Source organism: Pseudanabaena minima str. Chao 2107 (assembly GCF_051131155.1).
Taxonomy (GTDB): domain Bacteria; phylum Cyanobacteriota; class Cyanobacteriia; order Pseudanabaenales; family Pseudanabaenaceae; genus Pseudanabaena; species Pseudanabaena minima.
In genome coordinates this window covers 4,155,551-4,168,245 of the sequence record NZ_CP159508.1, presented here as the reverse complement: position 1 = coordinate 4,168,245, position 12,695 = coordinate 4,155,551, and the positions used below count along the sequence as shown (strand labels likewise).

The 12,695-nt window shown below is 40.6% G+C and carries 10 protein-coding genes; 6 read left to right on the top strand and 4 right to left on the bottom strand.

What is annotated here, in order from left to right:
- Window positions 1-154 precede the first annotated feature (154 nt).
- Window positions 155-475, top strand: a complete 321-nt coding sequence (locus ABM313_RS18950; protein WP_434684695.1) for a nucleotidyltransferase domain-containing protein — start codon at window positions 155-157, stop codon at window positions 473-475.
- Window positions 472-852, top strand: a complete 381-nt coding sequence (locus ABM313_RS18945; RefSeq protein WP_434684694.1) for a HEPN domain-containing protein — start codon at window positions 472-474, stop codon at window positions 850-852. The genes ABM313_RS18950 and ABM313_RS18945 overlap by 4 nt, the downstream gene beginning before the upstream one ends.
- On the opposite strand, the gene trmB is transcribed toward ABM313_RS18945, so the two are convergent.
- A complete protein-coding gene (gene trmB / locus ABM313_RS18940; protein ID WP_434684693.1) occupies window positions 838-1,548 on the bottom strand; it encodes a tRNA (guanosine(46)-N7)-methyltransferase TrmB in 711 nt (236 codons plus the stop codon). The genes ABM313_RS18945 and trmB overlap by 15 nt on opposite strands.
- A 167-nt stretch (window positions 1,549-1,715) precedes the next feature.
- On the opposite strand from trmB, the gene ABM313_RS18935 reads away from it, so the two are divergent.
- On the top strand, window positions 1,716-2,741 hold the full coding sequence (locus ABM313_RS18935) for a phosphotransferase (RefSeq protein WP_434684692.1): 1,026 nt from the start codon (window positions 1,716-1,718) through the stop codon (window positions 2,739-2,741).
- A gap of 275 nt (window positions 2,742-3,016) precedes the next feature.
- Complete coding sequence (locus tag ABM313_RS18930; protein ID WP_434684691.1) at window positions 3,017-3,508, top strand: pentapeptide repeat-containing protein; 492 nt, start codon at window positions 3,017-3,019, stop codon at window positions 3,506-3,508.
- Between the two features lie 29 nt (window positions 3,509-3,537).
- Here the strand turns inward: ABM313_RS18930 and kaiC are convergent, their stop codons facing one another.
- The 3 genes from kaiC to ABM313_RS18915 form a co-directional block, all read right to left on the bottom strand.
- Window positions 3,538-5,106 carry a circadian clock protein KaiC gene (kaiC, locus tag ABM313_RS18925; RefSeq protein ID WP_434684690.1) on the bottom strand — a complete coding sequence of 523 codons (1,569 nt, stop codon included), beginning with the start codon at window positions 5,104-5,106 and terminating at the stop codon, window positions 3,538-3,540.
- Window positions 5,099-5,398, bottom strand: a complete 300-nt coding sequence (gene kaiB / locus ABM313_RS18920; RefSeq protein WP_009626105.1) for a circadian clock protein KaiB — start codon at window positions 5,396-5,398, stop codon at window positions 5,099-5,101. The genes kaiC and kaiB overlap by 8 nt, the downstream gene beginning before the upstream one ends.
- Before the next feature lie 218 nt (window positions 5,399-5,616).
- Window positions 5,617-6,498: a circadian clock protein KaiA gene (locus ABM313_RS18915; RefSeq protein WP_434684689.1), complete on the bottom strand. Its 882-nt coding sequence runs from the start codon at window positions 6,496-6,498 to the stop codon at window positions 5,617-5,619.
- Window positions 6,499-6,661: 163 nt separating this feature from the next.
- On the opposite strand from ABM313_RS18915, the gene ABM313_RS18910 reads away from it, so the two are divergent.
- Complete coding sequence (locus ABM313_RS18910) at window positions 6,662-9,103, top strand: ATP-binding protein (protein WP_434684688.1); 2,442 nt, start codon at window positions 6,662-6,664, stop codon at window positions 9,101-9,103.
- Between the two features lie 519 nt (window positions 9,104-9,622).
- Window positions 9,623-12,646, top strand: a complete 3,024-nt coding sequence (locus tag ABM313_RS18905; RefSeq protein ID WP_434684687.1) for a transporter substrate-binding protein — start codon at window positions 9,623-9,625, stop codon at window positions 12,644-12,646.
- Window positions 12,647-12,695 lie beyond the last annotated feature (49 nt).

Below are 12,695 nucleotides of genomic sequence, written 5' to 3'. Positions count from 1 at the left end.
AAAAAGTTGCTAGAGATTATCTGTTCACACAAAGGCAATAACTAATTTGAAGATGTGATTCCTGTCATCTTTTTTTAATAAATCTTGGCGTTGTCTATTCTGAAATTTGCAGTGGATTTCAATTTAATTAAGTATAACTACAAATATTTTTATAATGAATCAGCAATTATTAGAAATCTTACAAAAGCTAAATTTATATATGCAGGAAATTTACGCAGAAAGATTGCATAGCTTAATTTTATTTGGTTCTCAAGCTAGAGGTGACGCTGATTTAGACTCTGATATTGATGTTTTAGTTGTGCTAAAAGATGATGTTGATTCGTGGACGGAAATCAAGCGCACAGGAGAGTTTATTGCTCAATTGTGTTTAGAAAATAGTATTCTTATCAGTAATATATTTGTCTCTGCCCAACAATTTACCGAACAAAGCACATCCCTTTTGCGAAATATAAAGAGTGAGGGCATAGCTCTATGACAACTGAGCAGCAACAGTTAATTACTAAATCTAAAAACAGCATCAAAGCTGCTCAATTATTAGCTGATGAAGGTCTATATGATTTCTCGGTATCTCGTGCTTATTACGCTATGTTTTATATCGCAGAAGCATTTTTAATTAGTGAGGGTTTATCTTTTTCTAAACATTCAGCAGTGATTGGTAAATTTGGCGAATACTTTGCCAGAACAAACCGAGTTTCTCCTCAGTTTCATCGCTATTTGATTGAAGCAGAACAATCACGAATCAGATCAGATTATGATGCTAGTCTCAACACTAGCGAACTTGAAGCAACCGAACAAATAGAAAGAGCAAAGTTATTTCTGGATTTAGCAAATCAGTACTTACCTACGCTTTAAATAAGCGCGATAAACGGGTAAACCTTGCGAAATTACTGAACTTTCCCGCTCAGTGGGAATATGCTCAGGAAAAATCGAATCATCGGCAAAATTCCCAGCCCCCGCAAGATTAATAAAATTATCATTTGCATCGAAATGTTGGCGCATATCCTCGGCTACCTCCAACACATCAGACTGCAAAAACACATCAGCATTAGATACAAGTAACTCCGCTAAAGTTGCAACTAGCTCAGGTTGAACAGCTCGGCGTTTTTGTTGGCGACGCTTGAACCAAGGATCGGGAAATTGAATCGTGACCTCATGCAATGAGCCTTTAGTTAATAGTCCTGCTAGCGACACATTGGCATTGCAAAAAATGTAATGCAGATTTTTTAAGTCTAGTTCGTCGCGCACTTCATTACAGCGATTGACTAGTGGCTCCCGAATTTCTAAACCCAAAAAATTCCAATCGGGCTTAAGTTGTGCCATTTGCAAAATATAACGTCCCCGCGCAGAGCCAATATCCAGACTTAACGGCTTTGACCAATTGGCATAAACTTCTGTCCAGACTGGTGGTGCGATCGCCACGCTGTATTTCTTAGCTAATGGATTAACATGTTCACGCACACGTGCCCGTCGCGAAACATTTTCATTGCTAACATTGACAATGATTTCGGTTGGGGATGTTTTGGGTTGGGGAGTTGAGGAGTTTTGCATAGTATTTAAGGATACCTCAGATCGAAGATGTGGTGCTTTGCGCCATGTCTTCAATCATGCTAAATCAACCGACAAAAAACGACTTTTGGTTTTTGGTAAACACTTTTGATCCCATCTCTGCGATATATCTGGAATAGCGCTAAAAATTCACCAACTTATCGATCGCTATGCCCGTCGCGGATTGGTCTCTAAAGCATTTCCCTAGTATGTCTGACCATCATATTTTCCCCATTACCTATTCCACTCTTGCACCACAAGCCTTGGTAGATCGCATCTTATCTCGTTATGCTGTGGGTGAAATTACTAGTTGTGTATTTTGGATGCGGGGGCTGAGTGATATCTATTTAGTGGAAGCGGGAGACAGCCGTTATGTATTGCGGGTTTCCCATGCCCATTGGCGATCTAAAGCTGAAATCGAATTTGAACTAGAATTATTAGCATTTTTGCACAAAAATTATATTCCTGTAGCTTATCCTCTAACTACTAATGATGGACAGCTAGCGATCGAAATTCCTGCGCTTGAGGGGAAACGCTATGCTTCATTATTTACCTATGCTACAGGTCAAGTTGCTGTTGGGGATCTAAATAAAGTACAGGCTCAAAGATTAGGGGAAACCTTAGCAAAACTGCACAGCACAGCCCAAAATTTTCACTGTCATGTTGATCGTCCCCATTTGACGATCGAATATTTACTAGATGACTCATTACGAGATCTGTCACCGTTTTTGCGTGGTTCTGCCAGATCCTATATGAATGATGCGATCGCCCAAATCAAAGAACAAATCCATCATTTACCCAAAGAATTTCCCATTTGGAGTGTCTGCTGGGGTGATCCGCATAGTGGGAATGTACATTTTACGGAGACCAATGATATTACCCTGTTTGATTTCGATCAATGTGGTTATGGCTGGCGATCGTTTGATATTGCCAAATTTTTACAAGTCACTTTGCAAGCAGGTATCAGCCCGAGCGTCCGCAAAGCTTTTTTACATGGTTATCAATCAGCCCAGCCCCTTGAGGACATTGAGTTGAAATGTATGCAACCCTTAATGCAAGTTGCGCAGATCTGGTCATGGGCAATCAGTGTCAAGTCGGCGATTGTGCATAATCACAGCAAACTAGATGACAGTTACTTCCACTATCGTCTCGAACATTTCAAGATGCTGCGATCGCCCGACTGGAAGCCTTTTTAATTTATATAGCAACGCAAGAGATAGCTTAGAAAAATCAAAACCAAAAAGATGAGTGGCGGCGCTTCGCGCCGCCACTCATCTTTTTGGTTTTATGTCCTAAAACTTACATTGCTAAAGCAAAGCTCAAATTACAGCGCTTTGCGCTCAAACCCCAAAGACGACGCAAAGCGTTGCCTTTGGGGTTTTGTGCAGGAACAGTTAACAAGGCTGACTATAATTAAGATTTAATAGTTATTAACAAAAGACAAACTATCCTAACTTATTCTCAATAAATCATGAAATATTGGCGATTTATCACCAGCGTCATCCTAGCAACTGTTTTATTTTTAAGCCCTTTGCCAGTACAAGCCGCTAGCTCCTCCAGTGTGACTGGATCAATTCTCAACAAAGCTGAAGGTGAGGATTTCTCTGGCAAAAACCTAATTAGGGCAGAATTTACGAGTGTGACTTTAAAAAATGCGAATTTTACTAATGCTGATTTACGCGGCGCACTTTTTAACGGCGTTTTATTAGATGGAGCAAATCTGCATGGGAGTGATTTTAGTTCAGGAATAGCTTACGTCACTAGATTTAAGAATGTCGATCTGAGTGACGCAATCTTAGCTGATACCAATATGTTGCGATCGACCTTTGACAATGTGGATGTCACTGGTGCTGACTTCACCAACGCACTGCTAGATGTGCAGCAATTAAAGAAGCTTTGTATTAACGCCTCTGGCACAAACTCGAAAACAGGAGTTGATACTCGCGAATCTCTAGGCTGCTAAAAAAAAAGGAGCGCGTCGCGCTCCTTTTGTTATTCTAAAGTTTCGACGGATACACCCCGAATGATCCGTGATAGTTCTGACTTTTCATCAACAGATACCCTCGTTGGTGAACCACTTAAAATTCGCTCAAATCCTTGGAATGAATCCTTGATTTGTGCGCCTTCATCAGTAATGACATACTCACGAATACGGCTGTCATGGCGCGATCCCCGCATCTTAAACACATTGACTGCTCGCGACATTTGTCCACGGATTTCTACATATTGCAACAGAATAATTGTGTCTGTAATCGTTGAAATATGTGACTCGGTAATTGAATGCGAACCCATGAATTGATCAGTTGTATTCGTAAATAAGCCAGTAATTTCTTCTTGCTTGACATAGCCTGTTAAGCCAATCACAAATTGACGGAAGGTATTGTTACTGACACCTCTAGCTAAAGCTGAGAGGGAGTCGATCGCAATACGAGATGGCTTAAACGTCTCAATTTCTGACTTAATCACTTGTAGGTGATCTTCTAGTCCAGACGACTCAGGGTAAACACAAATAATTTTTAATAGACCAGAACTTTCCCATTTGTCGAAATCAGTTCCCCAAGATGAAGCATTGCGCGTAAGCTGTTGGCGAGACTCTTCATAGGCAAACAAAATCGCCCGTTCACCATTTTCGCAACCGTTTTCAATAAATTTGCTGACCATTAGGGTCTTGCCAGTACCAGTCGCCCCAGTGGTAAGAATGATCGAATCTTTGAAATAGCCACCGCCGCACATTTCATCAAGAGTGATAATACCCGACGAAACTCTGGTGTTGGAAGATTTTTGGGTAAGTCGCATCGCACCCAAAGGAAAGATGTTGATTCCTTTTGTGGTCATGGTAAATGGAAATTCACCCTTCATGTGGGTTGTGCCACGCAGTTTGAGAATTTCGGCAGTACGATGGCGACGTTCTCCATCAAGAACATTTCTTAAAATAATGACATTATCAGAAACAAATTCTTCTACCCCAAATCTTGCTACAGGTCCATATTCTAATTCGCGCTCAGTGGTCATGACTGTGGTTACCCCGAGAGACTTAAGACGCGCCACAATCCGAAAGATTTCGCGGCGAACTAAGCCAAGAGAGTCGTATTGTTGAAAAATAGCAGTCATTGAATCAATGGAGATTCGCTTTGCCTTGTATTTGATAATTGCATATTGAATGCGTTCAATTAGAGCTGATAAATCGAAATCGCCAACTACTTCTTGACCTTCAGGATCAGGAGAAGCGTCGAGGATAAATAATCTACCTTGATCGATTAATTCTTGGAGATCCCAATTAAAACTATGAGCATTTTTGATAATGTCCGATGGTGACTCTTCAAAGGTAACAAATACGCCATGCTCGTCTAGCCCTGTAATGCCGTTATAAAGAAACTGCATTGCTAATAAAGTTTTGCCAGTACCAGATGTACCACTAACAAGAGTCGATCGCCCTTTTGGTAACCCCCCATGAGTGATATCATCCAACCCTTCAATCATGGTGCGTAACTTTTGGACACCTAGCTCTTGTCTTTTTGTATCGTTGCTGTCGTTATTTTTATCGATTGATGGGCTAGTCATTGCCAATTAATTCCTCATATAGTAAATCTAGTCCGATTAATACTTTCTCTCGATCAGACAGATCGCCAATAATTTTTCTAACTGGTGGTGGTAAAACCTTCGCTAAGGTAGGAGTAGCGAGTATCTTATCTTCTTCAGCTAGTTGTGGGTTTTTAAGCACATCAATGACCTTCAATGTATAAACTCCTTGAAACTCTTTCTCAAGGATATCGTTGAGCATTTTCAGTGCTCTCACCGAATTTGGCGTGTTGCCTGCGACATAGAGTTTTAGGACGTAGGTTTTACGAATCATTTCATTAGTTTGGGTTGCTTCGGCTATTTATAACGTATCTCTTAAACTTCTAGAAAATAAATCTTTGCATTTACTATGAGCGATAGATGGGACACAAACTAAAGTTTAGGCACAATATAGGCAGAGTTTCAAGATTTAAAATAGACCAAGCAGATTTAATCTTGTGAATATTTATGTAAAAAAGCTTAATGAGATCTAAAAATATTTTTAAGTTCCTGTTAAGAGCGTGGAATAGATCGACGATATAGCTCACATAGATGGGCAATCATATCAATTAGCGTAATTCGATAATCTAGTAAAATTTCATCATTTCGACCCTCTAGTCTTAGCTGTTTTGCGAACTCGTCCATCAGTTCCATATGAATTTCTAGAACCTGTGATACGGAAATATCTGCAAAAAAAGAAAGATTAACGAATTCATCAATCTTTTGATTTAGCTCGTCATTTTTTTCGAGAAAGTACTCCAGAATAATTGACCGATAAATGTTTTTTAAGCGCTCAAGATACTCTTTCCTATCTTCAGGTGATAGGTTACGGAGAAATAATCGTGAATCGCGTTTGTAATACACCCCCAAATACCCCAATCTTTCATTAAGCTTTCTAGCTAGTCTCTGTTGTTGGACACTTAAGGATTCAGAAGCCGCACTGTGCGGCATATTGACATAGACTTGATGTCTAACTTGTGGAGAGATCTTGATAAAAGTATCGATCGCCTGATCAATAATTGTGGGCAGATCTTGAATTTGATCAAAATTGATACTGATACTGGCGCGATAAAAGTCCTTTGATTCGCTTTGTTCATAGAGAGGGTCGCTTTGTTCATAAAGATCTTCTAGAACTAGTATGGTGGGTATGAAAATGTTCAACATACCAAGATGATCGATAACAACCTCGACATCGCGGATCTCATTTTTAAATATAACTAGACAATCTTGGGCATTTTGAGTTTTTGTTAATAAACTTACAAGTGCTTCTAATTCGGAAACAATCGTAATATTGTATCGATCCTCTGGCAAATACTTTGCGAGAGTAGATTTGGTTTGGCTGACATTAGCTTCAGCCACCAAACAGCATACTTGTAGATTGGACAGAACAGGCACGGGCTATTGGTGGTTGATAATGACTTGAATTTTATCTTAAGCTTTATTTTCGCACTTAAATAGCGAAATCATGTGAGATTGATGATTGTACTATATATAAAAATTTATAGGCTGTTAGTGACAAACACCAATTATTAAACATAATCCGTAAGGGTTTCAGCATATGGACTCCCTCATCTTAAATCAGTCTTTAGAGATATATGGACAGTCGATTGTAGCAATTTGTCGACTACCCACTGATACTGCTGAAGCACTAGCCCTTCTTCAAAAAGGATGGTCTAATGTGGTGGTGTTGGATCAAAATGATCTGCCACAGGGTGTGTTTAATGCGCGATGTTTACTAAATTGGCAATCTAAAGTAGATGGTTATACATTTTCTGCACCATCGATCGCTTTAGAAGATATCGATCTTGAGCCTTTGCCTTCGATTTTGATCACCATGACGATCGCCGATTTTCTGCAAAGAATCTCACAATATCGGCATTCGGCAGAAACTTGGGCTTTGGTGGATAGTAATGGCAGATTTGCTGCGCTCTTGGAGGTCTCAAGCTTATTGAGATTGCTAGTACAAGAAGATAAAAAGCAAAGCCCGTCAGTCACATCGTTGTTATTACCCTTGATCTATCAGTTGCCGCTGCCCGTAATGGTTAGCGATCGCAATGGTGTGATCGTGGGTATGAATGCTGCATGGCGCAATAGTTTATACGAAAGTGTCTCTAGTAATGCTGTGACCGAGACATACCCAGTAGTTGAGACTGGTGGCAATATATCAAATATATCTACTACATCTACAAATAGTCAGGCTAATCATCGTCCCCAAGTACTAGAGCCAAAGCTACCAGTAACTCACCAGTTCTGCACTACTGATGGTGCATCTTTTACATGGCAAGTGATTAGTGTGGCTTTGCAAGGGAGTTTACAAGGACTAGATTTGGCGATCGCCTACGATATTACCGCCCAAAAAAATCTAGCCCAAGAGCTATCGGGGCTAAGTCGGGTCAAAGATGAATTTTTGACCTGTATTAATCACGAATTAAAAACGCCATTAACCTCAGTAATTGGGATAGCGAGTTTATTGGGCAACAACACCTTTGGTGAACTGAATGAACGTCAGAGCCGCTATGTAAAGATGATTCATCAAAGTGGTCGGCAACTAGTTTCGATTATTGACAATATTTTTGACCTTGCTAAAGCTGAGTCGGGGCAACTAGAACTATATGCTGAGACTGTTTCTGTTAGAGAGATTTGTCAAAAAAGCATTCAGCAAGCGAAGAAGTTAGTTCAACAAGATTCCACGATTTTTCGCAATTATAACTTTGAGGAAGGTTGGGAACTGGATATTCATCTAGATATCGATCCAACGATTCAGACAATTTATGCTGATGAAACTAGGTTGCAGCAAATGCTTGTTAATCTGCTTTCTAATGCTTTTAAATTTAGTTTTTTGCCATCGGAATTAGTTGATGATTTACCATCTGTTTCTCCGCAAATAGGAGTGACGGTGCGCTGGTGGGAAGGCTGGCTTGCTATTACAGTCTGGGATCAGGGAATTGGCATACCTGAAGATAAACAAAGTTTAGTATTCCAAAAATTTCAACAGGTTGAAAATGTCCTCACTCGACGCTTTGAAGGTACTGGTGCAAGCTTGCTCTTAACTAGACATCTAGCGCGTTTGCATGGTGGCGATATTACCTTTGTTTCACAAGTAGATGTGGGCAGTCAGTTTACAATTTTGTTGCCACCTGAGACGAGCTTCAATCATGATCATGTCCAGTTTGAGCAACTTGAGCGACAGGTAGATATCAGTCATGGTCGCTTAGTATTGGTGGTAGAGACTTCTACGGAGGCTTTAGACTGGCTGAGAAGTACTCTGGCGGATTTTAATTATCAAGTAGTAATTGCGCGATCGGGAACTGAGGCTCTAGAAAAAGCAAGGCGTTTGCAACCTTGTTTAATTCTATTAAGTCCAGATGTGCCGATGTTATCGGGTTGGGATGTTTTAGCGCTGCTCAAGGGAGATTCGGTGACCCAACATATTCGCGTGGTGATGACAAAACGTGCTGATGAACCCACGATTAATTCGCATCAAGCTGACGGAGTATTGCTCAAGCCGATCAAAGCTGCTGAATTGAGTGTATTTCTCCCTAACTATGTAGCTAGTCCAAAATCCCTCAAGTTTTTATACTTAAATCAAAATCTGGAAGAGGGGGTAATTGAATTACTCCACGATCTTGGTCATAGCTTACTAGAAGCGGAAGACTTGTCTCAAGCAGATGTGTTATCCAAAATTTGGCAGCCAGATTTATTTCTGCTGAATGGTGATAATCAGGTTTTGTTAGAGTGTTTAGAAGATATTAGTCAGTTAGAGCTGCTATCAAGCTTGCCAATATTGATCATTACTAAGTCTGCGATCGCCGAAATTAATTGGCTCCAAAAGCGATTTGCAAATCTGAGTTTGCATGATTGCCTGAGTTTAGATTTAGACAATTTAGACACAACTAGAGCTGAAGTTTTATTGGCTTTGCATCAGTCAATTACAAATGCTGTATGTTACGTTGTGCCGAACTCTTTTGCGAATGCCGCAACTAGCAATCATGTTTACTAATTTCTTAAATAGTGGATTTACTCTCACAAATATAGCTACCGCCATTTTTGTTAGGGCATAAAACCCAAATAGTGTGAGCTGGCGCGAAGTAACGCCTCACACTATTTGGGTTTTGATTCTGTCATGATGCAGGTGACTATACGCAAATAAATGAAGGCGGCGCTTAGCGCCGCCTTCATTTATTTGCGTATAGTGGCTTAAGCGAAACTTACATTGCTATATCTAGATTTTGAGCCATTTCGCCGAACATATTTGGAGAGCGATCAAGCTAGATTTAGTAGGTATTATTTAGTTTTCGGTAATTTGTTGAATAATTGTTTAAAAATAGTTGTTTAAATATATAGACATAGCAAATATAGCAATCCTAAATGATTTGGGAGTGTTCACCCCTTCAGGCTGAACACTCCCAAATCATAATAGGTATATTGCCAACTTTTTTAGAGAACATCAAAATCGGTAAGTAAAAGGCGCTACATCTTGCTAGAGATGACAATTTTAAGGTAGAGGGAGTATCGACCAATGAATCGAGAGGCTAAGTCCTTAAATATTGCAGTTAGTAGGACTGAAGTCATGCAAGTTGGAGTGATGCAATTTCCGAGTGTTGGTCTGTTCAATAGTGAGACCTTGGTTAAAGATGCAACCTTGATGGCGATCGCAGAAATTAATCAATCAGGAGGTATTTTAGGAAAAAATATTGATCCAATCGTTATGGATATTGTGGCTAATGATCACAGTATTGCTTCGCAAGTGGGGTCTTTGTTGAATGAATTGGATATTAAAAATTTATTTGGTTGTGGTTTATCTTCAGTTCGTAAACAGGTAATTCCCATCCTTGAAAAGCATCAAGCTCAACTTTGGTATCCCTATTATTACGAGGGACTAGAATGCTCAAAAAATATATTTTATACAGGTGCATGTCCTAATCAAGTTATCCAACCAGCGATTAATTGGTTGTTGCAAAACAAAGGCGATCGCATCTATTTAATTGGTACAGATGGCATTTACTCACGCACAGTTAATAAGATTATTCGCGCTCAAATTAAGCAGCAAAATGGCTTGTTACTATGTGAAGACTATGTTCCCCGTGACATCTCTACCTATAATGAAAGCATTGCCAAAATTAAGCATATTGCGCCTGCTGCGGTAATTAGCACCTTATCTCTACAGAACTCCGTTGCTTTTTTACAACAGTATGCTGAAGCTGGAATTAAGGCTGAAGATATTCCAGTTCTATCATTGCGCTTAACTGATCTAGAACTGAAGTATCTCTGGGAAAGTCTGGAGCATCCTGCGGCGATCGCTGGACATCTAGCTAGCTCTAACTATTTCCAAAGTCTAGATACGGCTCCAAATCAAGATTTTTTGCGTAAAGCTGCAACTTGGTTTGGTGAAGATCGATCGCAAACACCAACAGTCAATGTCGTGATGCAAGCGGCGTATACTCAAGTGTTCTTGTGGAAACAAGCCGTTGAAGCTGCTCAAACCTTTGAAGTGCTTCCAGTGCGTCAGGCGGCCTATGATCAAAGTTTTATTTCGCCTGCGGGCAGAATTGTCCGCGATCGCAACCATCACATTTGGACAGCTTGTCGGGTTGCGGAAATTACTACAACAGGTACTTTTGAAATCCTCTATACCGTCGATCCGATTAAACCGATGCCTTGGTTGGGGGTAGAAGAATTAGATCCAGATACATCAACTGTAGTTATTGAGATTCTTGCCGATATTACGCAAGGCATTCAGCAAAGTTGGCAACTAGAAAAAGATGCTCAGGACTTGGAGGCTACGATCGCTGAGCTATTAGGTCGAGGGCATGGCAAGGGGCGTAACCAACTTGCTCCTGAGATTACTCGCGCCGTGATGTCGAAGATGTTTAAAGCAAATCAGAGATTGCTTAAGACACAGGCGGATTTGTTAAATGTGGAAGGGGCTTTGCGGGATGCCAATGAGTTATTAGAGCAGCGGATTGAACAACGCACGCTGCAATTACAGAAAACGATTAGACGTTTACAAAATGAAGCGGCGGATCGTCAGCAAGCAGAAATACTATTACGGGAAAGTCAGCAGAGATTTTCAGCGATCGCTGATAATGTCCCTGGGGTAGTCTATCGTGCCGTGTTACATCCTGATGGCGCAGTCTCCATGCCTTATATCAGCCCCCGTACTCAAGAAATTTTTGGCATATCTGTCGAAGAGTTCACCGAGCATTTGGAATGGGTTTTTGATATGGCTCATCCTGAAGACCGTGCGGCACTTAATGAGATGGTGCGGATATCTGCTGAAGAACTGATGACCTTTGAGCATGAATATCGGGTCTCTAGTCTATTTGAGAAAGTTAAGTGGGTACGAATTATCTCTCAGCCCCATCGCAATAACAAAGGTGATACGGTTTGGGATGGTGTGATTATTGATATTAGTCATCAAAAGCAAATTGAAGAATCTTTGCGCCAAGCGGAAGAGAAGTATCGCAGTATTTTTGAACATGCGATCGAAGGTATTTTTCAAGCCCAAACGGATGGATGTTATATCAATGCTAATCCTGCACTTGCCAACATTTATGGGTATGAAAGTCCTACGGAATTACTTACTGCCGTTGCGGTAGATCCATATCGTCTATTTACAGAACCAAAACGTTATCAAGAATTCTTGCATCAAATTGCTACTGACGGCTCAGTGGCTAGTTTTGAAGCTTTAGTCTACAAGAGCGATCGCAGTATCATCTGGATTTTGATTAATGCCAGAGCTAACTATGATCATGAAGGTAACTTTATTTCCTATGAGGGGCTGGTTCAAGATATTACGGAACGAAAACTTGCTGAACAGGCTCTCAAAGCGGAGCAAGAAAAGTCGGAAAATTTGTTGCTGAATATCTTGCCAAAAGAGATCGTCAATCAACTGAAGATTAACAATAATGCGATCGCCTCAAGGTCTGAGAATGTTTCCATATTGTTTGCAGATATTGTGGACTTTACTGCCCTCTCGACGCAAGTTTCACCTAATGACTTAGTGACCATGCTCAATGGCATTTTCTCTTCTTTTGATCTGCTTGCCGATCAGTTGGGATTAGAAAAAATCAAAACCATTGGTGATGCCTATATGGTGGTTGGTGGATTGCCTACGGCACGTCCAGACCATGCTGAAGCGATCGCGGAGATGGCTCTAGCCATGCAAAAATCTATCTCTAAGTTTAAACGAGGCGACGATACTAGCTTCCGTTTGCGAATTGGGATTAATACAGGTGCAGTTGTGGCGGGGGTGATCGGTATTCGCAAGTTTATCTATGATCTTTGGGGCGATGCTGTTAACGTCGCTAGTCGGATGGAATCCCACGGTTTAGCGGGAGGTATTCAGGTGACGCAAGCCACCTATGAGCTACTCAAAGATAAATATTCCTTCTGGCATCGTGGCAAAATATTTGTCAAAGGCAGAGGTGAGATGGATACTTATATGTTGCTTGAGCGTAAGTCTCTTTCGACTGCATCACAAGTGTTGAAATTAGATGAACTAGACAAAGAGGTGTCGCAAAGCCTTTCCTCTTCGGTATAGGGGATTATCGTCGCTAAGGGACAGTAAAATAAGGAACCAGATTTTAGTG